Raw genomic sequence first — 15465 nt, 5'->3', positions numbered from 1 at the left:
TGGCGAGGCAGCGATGAGCAGCTAGGCAAGAGCCGAATCGGGCTGAGTCGGCTTGCGTCGATGCCTGGCCGCTACGCGTTGGGCACCGAGTAGACTCATCCCAAAGGCCGTGCCTACAAGAACGGGCCAGGCGAGGGACTTCAGCCAACCGGAGCTCGAGATGGTCGCGGGCCACAACCAGGCCACCCAGGGTAACGCCGGAGCCACGAGGGACATGGCTGCATGAAACGGTGGAAGCCGGAAGATCCACACGAGAAGCGCTCCCGAGAGAGCGTAGGCGGGAACCAGCAGCAATAGGAAGACAAACACGCCATTGAACATGGCTGCGAAGCTGAGAAAAAACCAGAGGAAACCGACAAGAAACCCGGCGAAGATGCCGACGCCGGTTCCCCTGCCTCTCTGGTGCTGTGTCTCCATGGTCACAGTGTAGTCCGGGACCGGGAGAGCACCAAGGATTTTTCCATTCGACGTCTATTTCCCTGCAGGCGCAACCTGACTATTTCGCTCGGCCCGTGCTTTCGATGCCTCGACCTCGGGCAACGGCTGACCGACGAGGCCCTGGAGGTAGACCTTGTCCACCGCATCGAACAGGGCTTGACGCGCCGCTCCTTCCGGTCCCTCGACTGCCATCACAACGTTATGCACGGCGAGGCCTCCGCTACGGCGGGCACTCGGCACACCGAATGTCGCCAACATCGGAACGGACTCCGGGAAGCGCTCCATGTTTATCGCGAAGCGTACGGCAAACTCCTGCGGATAGGACTCCAACCGCTTGGCTTGGGCGCGTAGCTGGTCGGTTTGGGATTTCACTGATGCGACATGGTCGCTGACCAGCTTCTTCGCCGCATCTGCGTGTGTATTTCCTTCGGCCATTGCACGATCCACCTGCGCTTGCTGCTCGGGCGTGAAGGGAGGATCTTTCCGACTGCGACGTGGGGCCGCGTTGTAGGCGGCTTTCATCTGCGCGAGTACCTGCTGATGTTCAGCATCCTTGTCCGGCGGCAATTTCTCCGCCTCTTCAATCTGCTTCTCCACCGCCTTGCGTTCGACATACAGGCGCTCGGCCTCCGCCTTGGGGAACTTGTACACATACCCGCCACCCGCACTCGGGACAAACGCACCCACCTGATCGCCTTTACAGAATGAGAGCCGCGGCTGCCGGGCGAAATCATAGGGTCCGCCACGCCGCTCGCTGTTCGGAATGGGTGCCGGCAAAGCCGCCGCCAGGGCCGCCTCCGCTTTGGCCGCAAACGCCACTTCTTCCGGTGTAGCGTTGCGCACACCATCCACACAATCGGCGCGTCCCGCATCCGGCATAGCACTCATGGCCATCGTGAGCATCAATACACCGGCGAAACCAGCTCCTGTTCTCCGCATCGCAGTCCTCCACTGTGGATACCAACAGCCATGACCCGTCGTTGCGACCGGAGTATAGGCGATGCCTGAACGAAGTCAAGACCGGGAAGGAATTGGATACGCCCAGCAGCCTTGAACGACCGTGATATTTTTACTAAGATTCTCCCATGACGACGAGTTCCTCACCTTCCCCGTCTGACAATCCACATGTGCAGTTGCTCCGTCGCAAACTCGACAGCGAATCGATTACGCGCCGGCAGGCGGAAACGGACATCGACCGCTTCTTCGACCTCTCGTTGGACATGCTCTGCATCGCCAATGCCGAAGGCTATTTCATCCGGCTGAGCCCGGCCTTCACCCGCACGTTAGGCTGGAGCCTCGAGGAACTGATGGGCCGGCCTTTCCTCGACTTCGTGCATCCCGATGATCGAGCCAGTACACTGCTTGAGGTCGAACGCCAGATCGGCAGGGGTGAACCGGTCCTGGAGTTTCAGAACCGCTATCAACACCAGAATGGCTCCTGGCGGCTGCTGTCGTGGAAATCTTCGCCGCATCCGGACGGGATCCTCTACGCGATCGCGCGCGACGTCACGGATCGTGAGCAGGCGGCGCAGGCATTGCGACGGTCCCATGAAGAATTGGAGCACCGCGTGCAGGAGCGCACGGCCGAGCTCCAGCAGCGCAATCGCGATTTGGAAACCCTCCTGTACGTCAGCTCGCACGATCTGCGAGAGCCCTTGCGATCCATCTCGAACTTCTCGCACTTGGTGCGCGAACGATACGGCGACCGCCTGGATATGAAGGGCATCGATTACCTCGACCGCGTGATTCGAGCCGCGGAGCGGATGGATCGACTCATGGAGGATCTGCTCGTGCTGTCGAGGGCACAACGCATGGAGATGCCCTATGAGGTGGTCCGCGGTCAAGATCTGGTCAGAGCGGCCTTGACTCAACTCGATGAGACCATCCGGCGCACGGGCGCACACATCCAGGTCGCCACCGACTTTCCTTCGTACCGTGTCAACAAGACCTGGGTCACGCAAGCACTCTACAATCTGATTGCGAACGCGCTGAAATTTCACCGGCCTGGGCAAGCCCCTGAGATCGACTTGGCTCCCTATAGCCTCATGGAAGGCACCGACCGCCTAGTCGGCCTCGCGGTGCGGGACCGCGGGATCGGGGTTGAACCGGACCAAGCCCAACGGATTTTCCACCTGTTCCAACGCGCCGTGGGACGCGAGGTGCACGGCACCGGCGCGGGACTGGCCATCGTCCAACAAATTGCACATCGGCATGGCGGACGAACCTGGGTGCAACCACGGGAAGGCGGCGGCTCTGAATTCGTGTTGCTGTTCGGAACTCACTCAACCATCGAGGCAACGCCGGGATCCTGAATTCGCCACACCCCCGGTCGTACAGGAGCGCGTTGACCGATCGGACGCCAGGGTCGACCTCACGTCTCTCACAGCATATCGGCCCGACCGTCATGCCAAATGCACACCAATGACATGCTCCTTCGACATCCGATAAGCCCCTTCCCCCAGAGGGAGCATGCGGCCGGAACATCAGCTCCACGCTCCCTCGCCCGCCAAGACTTCTCCATTCGTGTTCATTTCAATGCATGGGTGCCATGAGTGATGGCCCCGCCCGCGCGCAACGCGGCCGCGACGAGCACAGTTTCAGCCAGCTCCGGTTCTGACGCACCCACTTTCCGCGCACTGTTCGCATGGATATCGATGCAATAGGGGCACTGCGTCGTAAAGGCGACCCCCAGTGCGATCAACTCCTTGTACTTTTTGGGAATGATTCCGTCGGCCAGGGCGGCTTTGTCGAACGCGATAAACGCCGTCATCGCTTCCGGTGCCAGGGTGACGAGGTCTTTCATCTTGTTAATATTGCTCAGATCGTATAGCCCAACGGCTTGCTCCCGTTCGACGCTGGTCAATGCCTGTGACATGATGCCCCTCCTTGGTTGATTGCTCTGAAGGTCCTACGCCCGCGTGCCGATGACTTCCAAGTATTCCGCCTCCACCACTGTGGCCCCGCCCTGCACCCGGTTGTGTTGGGACCAAAGCAGTTCTAACTCTGCCCGTAAGCGCTCCTGACCGGATTCGTCCAACGAAGCAAAGGCGCGATTGATCGGACCATAGTATTGGCGGAAGAAGTCCACGACCTCAGCAGGCGGAAACGGATAGTCGAGTCGGTAGACTCGCCTCGCCATGTGCAACGAGGAGAGACCGGCCCCGAGTCGTTCGCGGACCATGGCTTCCTCCCCCCACAACACCGGCGACGGCATCCCGGAAGGTGCGATGAACTTCGCAACGATCTTGAACATCCGCCCAACGAAACCCTGGGGCGTCCAATTCGCCATCGCCACCGTGCCCCCCGGGACGCACACACGCAACAGCTCCTGCGCGACCAGATCCGGACGTGGTGCGAACATGGCGCCGAGAATGCTCACCACCAAATCGAAGGACTTGTCGGCATAGGGCAACGCCTCCGCATCGCCTTGATCGAACCTGACCCGTAGCCCCTCGGCCTGCGCCCGCGCTCGCGCCCGCTCCACCCAGTTTGGCGCAATATCTACACCCGTAACCTCGAGCCCATCCTTGGCGGCAATCAACGCCAGTTGGCCGGATCCGCACCCGACGTCGAGCAGCATTGCACCAGGCGCGACCGGCAGCCGTTCGTAGAATTCGCGCGCGCCACCTTCCAGGTAGCGTGAAAAACGGTCGTAGTCTCCTGCCGTCCAAATCTGTTGAAGTGTCTGCTTCAACCCATCCATCTCCGTGGTCAGCGTGCTGGTCGTCATGATGTCCTCCTCGATCTCTGTCGTGTTGGCGTACTCACCATGCTGTCGTGGGACCACTCTAGCGAGATGCAGCGCGGGCGTCTTATCCGCGCGTCTGGCTCTCTTAGCAGGAGCATGGTACCCTGGACTCGTCCTTATCCCGGCGTCCGAACCGGTTAGCCGAAACCTGGCCCATGGCGAGCGTATATTCCATGGATGTCCTGTCCGAAGTGTTGAAGGCCGTAAAGCTCGACGGCGCCGTGTTTTTCCACGGAGAATTCTCCGCGCCCTGGTGTATGCGCGAACCGGATGCGGACACAATGGCTTCGTATCTCTCCGCTGCTTCGAAGCATGTGATCATTTTTCATCTCCTGACCGAAGGGCGCGGCCATGCTCGTATCGAGAGTGAGGCGCGTCCGCTGTCGTTGATCGCGGGAGACCTCGTCATTTTTCCTCACGGTGATGCGCATGTGATGGGGAACGGCCCGCCAGTGAAACCGGTCGACAGTTCTACGCACCTGCAACAGGTGCTGGCCGAGGGCCGGATGCTCTCGCAATACGGGGGCGGCGGCGAGATGACAAAGTTGATCTGCGGGTACCTGACGTGCGAGCGGCACCTGAGTCAGGTGTTCCTTGCGGGACTGCCTGCGCTGATGAAGCTCCACATTCGCGACGAACCGTCAGGGCGATGGTTGGAGGATTCGCTCCGCTATTCGGTGGGACAAGCCGAGGCAGCAGACCCCGGCGGGGAGACGGTGCTCGCGAAACTATCCGAGGTGTTGTTCGTTGAAGCATTGCGGCGATATGTGGCACAACTGCCCGCCACCCAGAGCGGCTGGCTGGCCGGGTTGCGTGACCCGGCCGTAGGCAAAGCCCTGGCATGCCTGCATCGAGATCCGGCCAGACCCTGGACGATCGCCACGCTGGCCGTCGAGGTGGGACTGTCCCGCTCCGTGCTCGCCGAGCGCTTTCGACACTACTTGTCCGATACCCCCATCGGATACCTCACGCGTTGGCGGCTGCAATTGGCGGCTCAGCAGCTTGCGTCGACATCCAAGAGCGTCGCTGAAGTGGCGGGAGAGGTCGGCTATGAATCCGAACCCTCTTTCAATCGTGCGTTCAAACGAGAGTTCGGCCTGCCACCGGCAAGATTCCGTAGCCAGTCGAGAACCACGGGCGGGACAGCCATCCCCGGTAGGAACACGACTCGCCTCCATACGAGGTAGCGATCACGCGAATTTACATCTTCACCCATGAGAGGCGATCTTCTGGCGACTCGCGACGCCCCTCGATCTCCTCACACGTCGTCCACGGATGTGCGACGGCACCGGCAACCGCACCGACCATCGCAAACGGCATCGCCACGACAAACAGTGGCAGCCCAATACCATACCCGGCCCACTGCATCGCGACACTGTCACGCTTCTGCCCGGCCGCAACGAGGCGTTCCGCCGGATAGAGCGGGAACGTCCCGTATTCACTTCCCAAGCTGGCACTCTCCCCCACCGTTCGACAGCGCGCGTCACTCACCACCGGCAACACGAGACTCATACACACACAGAACACCAGAATTTTCATGACCCTTCCCTCTGCAAAACTTTGTTTCGACATTGGCGATCCACATCACCAGCATATGATCTTGCTGTGGGTGCCCCTCGGTGTGACCTGAGAGTCAGCACATCCCATGCCACCAGCTCACTCACGAAATGCGTACCCGCTCACAGTGGTGGCCCGCGAAAATTCAGCCTCTCTACCGACTGACACCACGCGTTCGTACTGGGGCCGAGCGGTTTCGCTCAGTACGTACCGTGCGAAAACGAAGCCCGTGCACGCAATCCGTCTCCGTCCTCACGCGACTATCGCAAGAGCAGCCCAACACACATTCTTGCTGCTGTAAGATAAAGACGGTGACTATCTTCATACAGTTGCTCCTCATCGGAACGATTCTCGTGTGATTCCGTCACGTCATGAAGACAGACTCCTTCTGGTGAATCACCTACACGGCTCCCTCTCCCACAAATGAGCGCTCAACGCACCTACCATGATGCACATCATGATACTCCCATCATCCCATCCTTTTCTGGCTGTCTCTATCCCGACCACAACGCGTCTCGCACTCCCCGCCGCGCTTGAGCCTCGCTCACGAGTGGCGTAGAGTAATCCTGCTGTCAACACTCAAGACTATTCACCACGTCCGCTTGCTGCCAATGAAAAGGATCACCCTATGCATCGACTGATCGTATTCTCTCTGATCGCCCTTGCCGGTGTCCTGTGCCCAATTTCATCCGGCACCTTCGCCCAAACCCTCCCACCGGCCGTCCTGCAGAAAATTCAAGCCGCGCAGCAACACGTCACAACGATCGGGATGGAAGACTATCGGAAGGTGGTGGACAGTCCCGGCGAGGCAATCATCATCGATGTGCGCGAGCCGCATGAATTTGCTGCGGGTCACGTGCCCGGCGCGGTGAATATTCCTCGTGGGGTCCTCGAGTTTCAGATCTGGAAACATGTCGGGTCACCCGCCGCCCCACAGATGGCGAAGCCACTCTACCTCCAGTGTCAAAGCGGCAACCGCGCGTCTCTCGCGGCACAATCTCTCGCGGAATTGGGATTCACGAAGACCACCGCCGTCGTCATGAGCCTCGACGAGTGGCAACAGTCCGGGCAGCCGTTCATCAAATAAGTGGTCCGTGCCTCGCCTGTTCCAGGCATATCGCTCGCTAGCCGCCCCGCCAACCACAGCCGGGACTCGCCTCCCGCTTGTCCCCCCATACCATGGAAATTGTTTCCGCCTGAGGGCTCGCACCCCGGTAGGATCAGATCAAGGCTGACACGCGTCTCTGCCCACCCGTCAGACTTGTCGCCAGGATGACGGGCCAAACGCCAGGACGGCCAGATAGGCCACATTCCGTTTCCAATCGGAAATGTTCGACCTCGTCATCAATTCAAGACACACATCATCTGCGACTTTTCGATCGAACACCCTGCCGGCCGGCTCGACTTCACCGTGAGGCACGCCCACCTTCCCTCCGCATCGATAGATCACATCATGCATGATCGGCACGATGAGCAAGAATTCGTGCGAGGCGATGATCGCCCAGAAGAGACGGGGAATGCTGGCCAGGTCGCTTCTAAGCCCTCGTTTGGCAGTAATGACAGAGCCATCCAGCGCGCCATAACAACAATCGTCGATCAGTCTCCATTCCGGATCGTCATAGGTGACGACCGGCTTGGGCAGCGCCGATCGCAGTGGAGCAGCAGCCGGAGTGGTTGATCGCTTCGCCATCCCGACCACCTGCGTCCCACACCAGCTCCACACATCACGAGCGGCACAAGTCTGGTGGTCCACAGAGACCGCGTAGGCAAGCAACAGCACGTAGCGATCGGGGTGCAGGAAGGCTGAGGAACGGCACTCGACCAGCTGGTGCCTCTATGAAAGGAGGCGAGTCGAATGCAACCGACGAATGAACGGAATCATTGATAGACGTGGTGGCCGAGGGGAAAGAGGAGTCACTGACCGGATACGAAACCAGCCGCCTCCGCACCGGGAGCGAAGGCGGCTCACCACTCATGGCCGCGGCTTCCAGACGGGTACGCCGTCGCCGTTGAGCCTCTCTTCTATGGCGTCGCGATGATCGGAATCTCCCGCGCCGACTCGTCCCGGAACTCCTGCATTTTCCGATGCACGGCGTTAAGGATTTCAGGGTTGTTCCGGCATTCCTCGCTGCAGGTTTCCCCTACGTGCAGAATGGAGCATTGCTCCCGGGCCGTAACCTTTCCCTGTACGCCGTTCATTTCGAACTGCACCTTCACCGGCTCCTTGTGCAATGGACAAATTGTATCGGTCACAATCACATCTTTGACGGTATTGGGATGTTTTGCAAACAAGTCGGCCATATGCGCTCCTTACTGTGTAACGGGTAATTGGTAAGACACTCGCCTCACCATCACTCTAGCAGGAAGAGCGGCAGGCACAAGTTTCTCTCACATTTGTACCGCGCCGAATTGTCCTACGTAGATACATGGCCTACCGTAGACTTCACGCCTGTCGCCCTCCAGGCGCCACACATCATGCACTGTCACAGACGGCTTGTACTCCGCTGGTTGATACGGACCAGGGGGGTCCCAACCACCTGACGTGGTCCTCGCCACCCGTCAGGAACACGCATGTTTCCAACCTTCGCTCACGCGTTTGAGCGGCCTGAGGTATGCTCGCTGTTCAGTACCCTTGTGGAACCCTGAACAGTTCTTCAGGAAGGAGACGGTCTCATGCGATTCGTGAAGGTGAACGACGAAGAACGTGCCGGTGAAGTTGCAATCAATCTCGATCTGGTCCGCGAGGCGCATTATGGCGGCGGCTTACTGCATTTGTATTTCGAGCGCAGCTCCTCATCGCAGGACGACATGACATTTACCGGAGAACAGGCCCAGAAAATCTGGGCCGCCATGGGCACTTAACCAGGCTGTTCCGAACACACCCCCTTCAAATTGACGGTGGGCTCAACGCCCTGATTGGCTGTGTCACGGCCACTCGCCGGCAGTCCTACGTACCATCCGTGATCGTTCCGGTTGACTACTCGCCGCAGGCTCGCCCCACCAGGATCGAGCCCGCCGGCTGGGAGCCCGTTGGACTTGTCGTTTTTCACAAGAAGTTGTATGGTGCCGTCATCTCATCACCACGTGCGTCACAATGCGCACAACCACTACCACACAAAGGAGGGCTTCGATGGCCAAACAACCGAGTGGGCGCGGGTCTGTGAAGCTGAGCGCAGCAGCAAGCACCATCAAGAAACGACTGAAGGGCGTCAAAGTGATCGATTGGCACGAGGTCGGCACACCACACCCCGAAGTCGTCATCGGCACCGTGCAGACAGGCGTGGCCAACTTCAAGGCCAACCTGGGGACCCTCTCAAAATTGAAGGAATTGCGGGATCTCCACATCCTCATCAACGGCATCCCTCGGCCGGATATCGCACAAATCAAGTTCACGCTGCGGGGCTAATCGCCGGCCATGCAAGGACCAGCCGGACAATATCCGACGTTGCAGGTCCATCCGGGTAGACGCTGCAACCTACAATGCCTGCATTGTTACTCGGATTCGGGACCGGCGGTGTCCGAGCAGCTGAACATCGATCTGTTGCAGGCGGCAGTCGCGGATGCGGCCGCCATCGGCTACAAGGTGATGTCAGTATCCGGCGGGGAACCCCTGCTGTATCCTGCCTTGGGGCAGCTGTTGCACGCAGCCCATGACGCGGGTCTCGTGACGACGGTCACGACGAACGGCATGCTCCTCGAGCAACGCCAGTTGGACGTCTTACGGGCTGATTGCGACCTCGTCGCAATCAGCCTGGACGGCATTCCTGAATCACACAACTTCATGCGCAATTCGCCGCGGGCCTTCGATGAGATGTGCGCCCGCCTCCCCGCGCTGCGCGCCTCTGGGATTCCCTTCGGGTTTATCTTCACGCTGACGTTCCACAACGTCCACGAATTGGACTGGGTCGCGGAATTCGCCGTCGAACAAGGCGCCTCGCTGCTGCAACTCCATCCATTGGAACCGGTAGGGCGGGCGACGTGCAGACTGGGTGAGTCGTATCCGGACGGAGAAGAGAATGCGGCAGCCCTCTGCGAGGCAGGGCGCATCCGTGAGTTGTATGGGGAAGAACTGGACGTGCAGATCGACCTGGCTACGGTTCCGGCCATGCTGGAACATCCAACGCGGGTGTTCGTGCGGGAGGCGACATTGTGCGGCGCGCAGACGGTGGCCGATGTCATCGCGCCCTTGGTCATCGAGACCAGCGGGCTTGTCTCACCCATGCAATACGGGTTTCCCCGCGCCTGGGCCTGGGGAAACATCAAGGACCGTCCCCTACCGGACCTGGCTGCGGAATGGATCACGCGCGACTATGCGGCGTTTCTCACACTCTGCCGCCTCGTCTACGAACAGGCGGTGCGCAAGGACAACGAGCCGGTGTTGAATTGGTACGAACAGGTGTACGCCGCAGCCTCGCAATTTCCTCCCGCGCAGGTGCGCGAACAGCTCATGCAGACCTGTGCCTCCGAGCTCAGTGAGTAGCACATCGCTCGCAAGCCGCTCCTTCACAGCGCCGCCCGCTACCGCAACTGATCAACGCTCAAGTCACGCGCGTATCCGCTGAGACATTACTCCACCGCATTCCGTTCAACCATCAGATTGACCCGCACTCATGCGTCATCGCCTTCGCGCGAGTCACATTCTCAGCAGGCAAGAATGAAAGGGGAACCGGAGGGCATGAGAACGACGGCTGAATTACGGTCCCCAGAGCACTTGCGGAACATTGGTGCCCGCGATGACCGCAAACGATTCCGTTCCGAGCGTATAGGCTCCAGCCGGCAACATCCCGGAAAATGAACCGGTCTCCATGATCTGCGCTCGCGCGCGTTCGATACTCACGCGCTGATCTCCGGCAAACGGCATCACGGCCGGCACCAACTCGGGTCCCACCGACTCACCTTTCTTGGCATTTGCCGACCGCTTGGATCGTGGCGCGATCGTCACCGCGCCATAGGCCTGATCAATCGCGGTCAGTTCTCCCTGCAGCATGGCTAGCTGCTGATCATCAGGGGAACGCCCCGTAGCCAGCAGCGCCGTTGTCGCCCGTTGGATCAGAGACTTGTAGCGCCGGATGTCGCCGAGGTTCCTGGCAGCCTGGGCCCCTAAAAAGTGAAGCGCGGCCGGATCCTGCGCCAGAGCAAATGCACCGTCGCCCAGCGTCTCGATCTGCCGATAGGTGCGATCAACCCCGGCCCAGGCGTTCTTCACCGCGAGCTGATTCATTTCCTCCGCAAGTCGTTGTACCTCGGCTTGCGTCTCGTTGGGATGGTCCTGCGGGCTGCGATAGAGTCGGTTTGAAGGCGCCCGGGATGTCCGCTGCTGAACCACATGCGCCAACTCATGGGCCATGAGCCCACGTCCCGATGCGGTCTCCGGGGCGTAGGCTCCGGATCCAAACACAATCCGCTCCTCGGTGGTGAAGGCCTTCGCGTTGATGGATTCGGCCTCGCGCGCCGCACGGGAGTCTGAAAAAATTCGCACGCGACCAAGATCGACACCGAAACGTGTTTCAAAAAACATCCGCGTAGCCGGGGCCAGCGGTTGTCCGCTGGTGTCGGCCGAATGCACGTCGGACGTCGTCGCGGTGTCCCGGATGCCTAGCCCCTCTTGCTGCCGGGAAAATCCGGCCGGCTGCTGTAAAACAGCGCGTGCCATTTGCTCTGCTTCCCGTTCCACGTGGTCGGTCGGTTTGGAAACATCCGGAACTCGATGGCGTTCGCGGCTCACCGGGAAGATCGGAATGCGCCCAAACTCATACCCGGCCTGAATGCCGAGTCCGGGCAGCGCCCCCGTCAGATCCCTGGCCGCCGCACGTGCCCTTGGCGGAAGAGTTGATCTCTCCGGCCCGTCACGAGCCGAGGAAATCGAGATAGGCCCGTGGAAATGGTCCGTCCTTCGCATCGTGCTTGATTCCACTCCTCTTCGTTCAGCGAACCTGGCCTCGATCGGAGATCACAACGCCCACCTCGGCATGTCGCCACAGTTGGTTCCTTGCCATTCGCCGTCTACATACTCCTTCAACACCACCCCCGCGAATTTCTCGAGTTGACCTGGTGTTTTGGTATCGGTGGGATCGTGTTCATTGACAAAGCTCTGCTGCGCCGCGTCCCAACGATACATCTTGGTCTCTTTTCCTGGCTCATTGGGAACGAAATGAACCGCATTGCATTGATCATCGTAGTGGATCTTGTGCGACTTGCCCCACATGCCTTGGGTATGGTCCACAATGTGCGGCGGCAGCGACGCCGAAGAGGGCGCACGAGCGGGAACGGTAGCCGAAGCCGGCTCTCCCTTGACCGTGCCGATCCCTTCCACATCCAACGTTTCCTCGCGCCCGCACATGTTCATCACCGTCAGCGCCGACGTCGTGATCTCGACAATCCGCCAGTGATTGGCCAGCCAGAAATCGTGGTGTTTTTGGTCCCCGTACTCGCAGTCGGGCCTGCCTTCCAATTGATGGTCTGCGCGGAAGATGCCCGTGAGGTTTCTATTCTTCCGGTCATGGATTTGGGCAAAGCAACATTCCGATCGCTGCGGGCACGAAATGGCGCCGAGCAGGAACAGATCGGCCACGCGTGTGTTGCAGTCCGGCTCGGGCAATCCCGCGGCTTGGTTCTCCGGCGCACTCGAAGCAGAGGCGGACGGAGCCTGGACGATCGGCTCATCGAGACCGGCACGTTGCAAGACACCGACGGAATGCGAAGTACCCGCGGCCCGGTCCTGTTGCACGACATGCGCCAATTCGTGGTCCAGCAGCGGCATGGTATCGCTGCCCATCATTCCGGCCGCGGCTGATCCCAGCACAATCTGGTGCCCGACCGTGTAGGCCCTCGCCTGAACTGCCGCGGCTGAGGCTGCAGCCCGTCCATCCTGGTGCACACGCACCTTTCCGAAATCATGGCCGAACCGTGACTCCATCTGCCCGCGGAGTCGGGACTCCAGCGGCGCTCCGGGCGACGCGAGCACTTCTGGCACCAGCGACGGCACCGGACCCGTCCAGGCATGCGGCAGCAATGTACTGTTCTGTCTGGCGCGACAATCCTGACAGGTATTGCCGCAGGAGCAGGATTGTGTATTGCGCCCCGCAGAAGGACGTGATTGGGTCTGCAACCTTCGTGTCATCACACACCTCCGAAGTCACCATCCACGGCCTGTCCAGCCACTCTGCCCTACTGCTCAAATCGGAATTGCCGCGCATACCAGCCGAGATAATACTCGATGCCGTTCTGTTCGATCATCAAATCGATCCGCGCGCGTTCCATCCCGCTCTTCTCCAGCTCCCAATACCTGAGGGCGGCATCTCGCGGCAGGTTTTCAGGAGTGAGCTCATCGAAGAAGATCGGCGCTCCGCCGGTGGGTTGCACGTAGTATTGTTCACGATCCAGATCTAATCCATATTCCACCTCGCGCCACGTGCCGTCCGGCGCCTGGGAATGGATCCATTTTTGGATACGCCCCTTCGTCTGGCCGAATGTTCCGCGCAAGCTCAACCGCATGTCGACGCCCGAAGGATTCGCATAACCGGGCTGTACCGATGCACCAGGATGACTGTGGGCGATCATGATCCATTGCTCGCTCTTGTCCCCCGGATAGACGAACTCATCTGCGCCGCCGACAACCACCACATACGTCCCTTCCGGATAGTCCGGTGTTCCTCTGCTCCGGAGCAAGGCCACCTCAACCTTGGCGCCCGCCCTGTTTTCCGCCCAGCTGAAATACAGGTCTCGCAGGCTGCTCTTCCTGGCCGCAAACGCCACCACGGTCCCCGGCGCCTGGTGGCCGAGCTCTTGGATCAGCACGGTGCAATTGGCGGGGCGATTTGAGAACCGGCACCAGGTTCCATTGGGCTGCTCTCTCCACCGGTGTCCGTTCCCGAGATCCACCTCGTTGACATAGGTTCCATCGCCCCCGCTGATGGCCTCCTTCCGGGAACGTTTTACGATTGCCAGTTCCTGATCGGCCAGCTCTTGCGGTAAGCCTGAGGGAAACTCCGTCGGATTGCCGGTCTTGGCCAAAAACGCCAGTTCTTCCGATGACAGATCGGGAAGCCCGCGCGGGACCGGCCTTGGCACCGGCAGGCCCTCCGGGGAAAGCGCCTCAGTGAGAGCCTGGCCGACCGGTGCCTCATCTGGAATGAGTTTCGACGACATCGAGGGACCAATGGGAAGATCAGGCAGGACCAGGGCCACGTCGCGGACAAGACCTGCGACTCGAGGCACCTGCTTCATGGCGGCCAGTGATTTTTGGAGCATGGCCACCGGGCCGATTTCAATGCCGACCAGAGCGAGCAGGAGTTCGATGATCGTCGGGCCGATCAACTTCCCGACTTCGTAAGCGAAAACCGGCAGGCTCTGCTGGACTAAGGTGTTCACCGTGGCCGCCTGGGTTCGTCCGAACTCTTTCCCCAGTGTAGTAGCCAGGTCCTCCCCGTCCGGATCGTTCAGCATCAAGATTGTTTCACGCGCGGCCGCTTCGAGAGCTGCCCACTGCCGGGGGTTCAACAACTGCACATAGCCGAGCATTTGGTCGGCCAGGCCGCGAACAGCGCCGATCGCAAACGGGGTCGGAAAGATCGTATTGAGCGCCGCCATGCGACGCAGTTTTGCCGACAAGGCCTCGAAATCGGCGGCCTCCAACCCCTTGTACATTCCGCCGAGGAAGGCCGACGCATTTTGAAACGTCGACACCAGCGGATCTTCGAACTCTCCGCCGGTGTGGGCAAACAACTTGCCGGCGCCCGGTGGTGACAGGACACCGCCATCCTCCGTCACGAAGGCCTCGACTTCCGGTCGCCCCTGAACATTGGACACCGAGTAATCTCCCCGTTCCGCAGTCCCTTCGTGGAAGATCGTTTCCGCGTTGGTGAAGCGAGAATAGCGGCTGGAAAGCCCTTCCCATTCCAGCCGATAGAGCCAGAGTCGATCGTATTCATGCAGAATCACGATCGGCTCCTTCCGGGCAATAGCTTCCACGATGGCATGACTGCGCTGGGTGGCGGGCACGCTCACAGGCAATCGTTCGCGCGCGACTAAACTTGCCGGCCACGTATTGCCCCAGGTTCCCACCTCCTGATCCACAAACTGTGGCGGGCGTTCCGCAAGAAATTCCTCTGAATCGAGGTCTTCCTCATCGGTGTAGAACATCGGCGCCACGACCGGACTGGCGAATAGGCGAATGGGCGCACCGGCCTTGAAGTTTGCCGCAGCGCGACCGGCCTCTTGCTCCGCCGCATCGCGGTGGCTTGTCTCTCGACCACGGCCGATCGACGGAGACGCAGTCCGGCGATACTGCAGGATGTGCGCGACTTCATGCGCCACCACAGGTGGAGCGGGGTTGGCAGACGCAAAGGCGATCGTTTCCGGCCAAGCGGCGGCACGGGCACCGCTGTCTGCCAGGAGAGCGGAGGCGCCGCAATAGGCCCGTACGCTTGACAAATCAGCCGCAAACGCCCGCTCCATGCCGGCCCGGTATGGAATCGGACCTGGCGCACTCACCGCGGCTTCGGTCGAAGCCGGTCCTTGCGGAAAGATCGTGAACCGGTTCGGGTGGTGGAAGAATTGAGAGGAAATGGAAAGCGATTCTATCGAGTCTGCCGACTCGCCTGATGAAGATTTGTCGCCGGCAGGCCCGGACAGCGATGCGTTCCGGCGCAGTGTCGGCGTGCCTGGCTTCTGCACGGACGTTGTTCTGGCCTGTTCGACCCGCTCCATCGACGTCTCATACC

Annotated in this window: 16 protein-coding genes; 6 read left to right on the top strand and 10 right to left on the bottom strand. The window is 60.3% G+C overall.

What is annotated here, in order from left to right:
* Positions 1–21: 21 nt before the first annotated feature.
* Positions 22–417, bottom strand: a complete 396-nt coding sequence (locus JNL86_02520; protein ID MBL8041776.1) for a hypothetical protein — start codon at positions 415–417, stop codon at positions 22–24.
* Between the two features lie 54 nt (positions 418–471).
* Positions 472–1377 (bottom strand): hypothetical protein, encoded by a 906-nt coding sequence (locus JNL86_02515; GenBank protein MBL8041775.1) that lies wholly within the window; start codon positions 1375–1377, stop codon positions 472–474.
* Positions 1378–1523: 146 nt separating this feature from the next.
* Between JNL86_02515 and JNL86_02510 the strand changes: the two genes are divergently transcribed.
* Entirely contained in the window at positions 1524–2750 is a 1227-nt protein-coding gene (locus JNL86_02510) for a PAS domain S-box protein (protein ID MBL8041774.1), read from the top strand.
* Between the two features lie 215 nt (positions 2751–2965).
* Here JNL86_02510 and JNL86_02505 read toward each other — a convergent pair whose 3' ends face one another.
* Positions 2966–3313: a carboxymuconolactone decarboxylase family protein gene (locus JNL86_02505; protein ID MBL8041773.1), complete on the bottom strand. Its 348-nt coding sequence runs from the start codon at positions 3311–3313 to the stop codon at positions 2966–2968.
* A 33-nt stretch (positions 3314–3346) separates the two neighbouring features.
* Positions 3347–4168 (bottom strand): class I SAM-dependent methyltransferase, encoded by an 822-nt coding sequence (locus tag JNL86_02500; GenBank protein MBL8041772.1) that lies wholly within the window; start codon positions 4166–4168, stop codon positions 3347–3349.
* Between the two features lie 191 nt (positions 4169–4359).
* Here JNL86_02500 and JNL86_02495 point away from each other — a divergent pair, with 191 nt between their 5' ends.
* Positions 4360–5373: an AraC family transcriptional regulator gene (locus JNL86_02495; protein MBL8041771.1), complete on the top strand. Its 1014-nt coding sequence runs from the start codon at positions 4360–4362 to the stop codon at positions 5371–5373.
* 13 nt (positions 5374–5386) lie between these two features.
* Here JNL86_02495 and JNL86_02490 read toward each other — a convergent pair whose 3' ends face one another.
* On the bottom strand, positions 5387–5725 hold the full coding sequence (locus JNL86_02490) for a hypothetical protein (GenBank protein MBL8041770.1): 339 nt from the start codon (positions 5723–5725) through the stop codon (positions 5387–5389).
* Between the two features lie 646 nt (positions 5726–6371).
* Between JNL86_02490 and JNL86_02485 the strand changes: the two genes are divergently transcribed.
* Entirely contained in the window at positions 6372–6830 is a 459-nt protein-coding gene (locus JNL86_02485) for a hypothetical protein (protein ID MBL8041769.1), read from the top strand.
* Positions 6831–6998: 168 nt separating this feature from the next.
* Here JNL86_02485 and JNL86_02480 read toward each other — a convergent pair whose 3' ends face one another.
* Together JNL86_02480 and JNL86_02475 are read right to left on the bottom strand one after the other, a co-directional pair.
* Complete coding sequence (locus JNL86_02480; protein ID MBL8041768.1) at positions 6999–7433, bottom strand: DUF1353 domain-containing protein; 435 nt, start codon at positions 7431–7433, stop codon at positions 6999–7001.
* Between the two features lie 332 nt (positions 7434–7765).
* On the bottom strand, positions 7766–8044 hold the full coding sequence (locus tag JNL86_02475; protein MBL8041767.1) for a hypothetical protein: 279 nt from the start codon (positions 8042–8044) through the stop codon (positions 7766–7768).
* 372 nt (positions 8045–8416) lie between these two features.
* Between JNL86_02475 and JNL86_02470 the strand changes: the two genes are divergently transcribed.
* The 3 genes from JNL86_02470 to JNL86_02460 all read left to right on the top strand — a co-directional run bounded on the left by JNL86_02470 (position 8417) and on the right by JNL86_02460 (position 10223).
* Positions 8417–8605: a hypothetical protein gene (locus JNL86_02470; protein MBL8041766.1), complete on the top strand. Its 189-nt coding sequence runs from the start codon at positions 8417–8419 to the stop codon at positions 8603–8605.
* Between the two features lie 268 nt (positions 8606–8873).
* Positions 8874–9149 (top strand): hypothetical protein, encoded by a 276-nt coding sequence (locus JNL86_02465; protein ID MBL8041765.1) that lies wholly within the window; start codon positions 8874–8876, stop codon positions 9147–9149.
* A 9-nt stretch (positions 9150–9158) separates the two neighbouring features.
* Positions 9159–10223, top strand: a complete 1065-nt coding sequence (locus JNL86_02460) for a radical SAM protein (protein ID MBL8041764.1) — start codon at positions 9159–9161, stop codon at positions 10221–10223.
* A 213-nt stretch (positions 10224–10436) separates the two neighbouring features.
* Here JNL86_02460 and JNL86_02455 read toward each other — a convergent pair whose 3' ends face one another.
* From JNL86_02455 to JNL86_02445, 3 genes are read right to left on the bottom strand one after another with little or no spacing between them, the layout of a single operon-like run.
* Positions 10437–11642, bottom strand: coding sequence for a DUF4157 domain-containing protein (locus tag JNL86_02455; GenBank protein MBL8041763.1), 1206 nt, complete (start codon positions 11640–11642; stop codon positions 10437–10439).
* Between the two features lie 51 nt (positions 11643–11693).
* A complete protein-coding gene (locus tag JNL86_02450) occupies positions 11694–12863 on the bottom strand; it encodes a DUF4157 domain-containing protein (GenBank protein ID MBL8041762.1) in 1170 nt (389 codons plus the stop codon).
* Between the two features lie 47 nt (positions 12864–12910).
* Entirely contained in the window at positions 12911–15451 is a 2541-nt protein-coding gene (locus tag JNL86_02445; GenBank protein ID MBL8041761.1) for a DUF4157 domain-containing protein, read from the bottom strand.
* Between the last annotated feature and the right edge of the window lie 14 nt (positions 15452–15465).

It is taken from the genome of Nitrospira sp. (assembly GCA_016788885.1).
GTDB lineage: Bacteria > Nitrospirota > Nitrospiria > Nitrospirales > Nitrospiraceae > Nitrospira_A.
Note: the sequence above shows the minus strand (reverse complement) of the source record. Positions and strands in the feature narration are given on the sequence as shown.

What these genes read in the sequence shown, in the direction of transcription:
- JNL86_02520 (MBL8041776.1), bottom strand. Translation starts at nt 417, where the DNA reads ATGGAGACACAGCACCAGAGAGGCAGGGGAACCGGCGTCGGCATCTTC.
- JNL86_02515 (MBL8041775.1), bottom strand. Translation starts at nt 1,377, where the DNA reads ATGCGGAGAACAGGAGCTGGTTTCGCCGGTGTATTGATGCTCACGATG.
- JNL86_02510 (MBL8041774.1), top strand. Translation starts at nt 1,524, where the DNA reads ATGACGACGAGTTCCTCACCTTCCCCGTCTGACAATCCACATGTGCAG.
- JNL86_02505 (MBL8041773.1), bottom strand. Translation starts at nt 3,313, where the DNA reads ATGTCACAGGCATTGACCAGCGTCGAACGGGAGCAAGCCGTTGGGCTA.
- JNL86_02500 (MBL8041772.1), bottom strand. Translation starts at nt 4,168, where the DNA reads ATGACGACCAGCACGCTGACCACGGAGATGGATGGGTTGAAGCAGACA.
- JNL86_02495 (MBL8041771.1), top strand. Translation starts at nt 4,360, where the DNA reads ATGGATGTCCTGTCCGAAGTGTTGAAGGCCGTAAAGCTCGACGGCGCC.
- JNL86_02490 (MBL8041770.1), bottom strand. Translation starts at nt 5,725, where the DNA reads ATGAAAATTCTGGTGTTCTGTGTGTGTATGAGTCTCGTGTTGCCGGTG.
- JNL86_02485 (MBL8041769.1), top strand. Translation starts at nt 6,372, where the DNA reads ATGCATCGACTGATCGTATTCTCTCTGATCGCCCTTGCCGGTGTCCTG.
- JNL86_02480 (MBL8041768.1), bottom strand. Translation starts at nt 7,433, where the DNA reads ATGGCGAAGCGATCAACCACTCCGGCTGCTGCTCCACTGCGATCGGCG.
- JNL86_02475 (MBL8041767.1), bottom strand. Translation starts at nt 8,044, where the DNA reads ATGGCCGACTTGTTTGCAAAACATCCCAATACCGTCAAAGATGTGATT.
- JNL86_02470 (MBL8041766.1), top strand. Translation starts at nt 8,417, where the DNA reads ATGCGATTCGTGAAGGTGAACGACGAAGAACGTGCCGGTGAAGTTGCA.
- JNL86_02465 (MBL8041765.1), top strand. Translation starts at nt 8,874, where the DNA reads ATGGCCAAACAACCGAGTGGGCGCGGGTCTGTGAAGCTGAGCGCAGCA.
- JNL86_02460 (MBL8041764.1), top strand. Translation starts at nt 9,159, where the DNA reads ATGCAAGGACCAGCCGGACAATATCCGACGTTGCAGGTCCATCCGGGT.
- JNL86_02455 (MBL8041763.1), bottom strand. Translation starts at nt 11,642, where the DNA reads ATGCGAAGGACGGACCATTTCCACGGGCCTATCTCGATTTCCTCGGCT.
- JNL86_02450 (MBL8041762.1), bottom strand. Translation starts at nt 12,863, where the DNA reads ATGACACGAAGGTTGCAGACCCAATCACGTCCTTCTGCGGGGCGCAAT.
- JNL86_02445 (MBL8041761.1), bottom strand. Translation starts at nt 15,451, where the DNA reads ATGGAGCGGGTCGAACAGGCCAGAACAACGTCCGTGCAGAAGCCAGGC.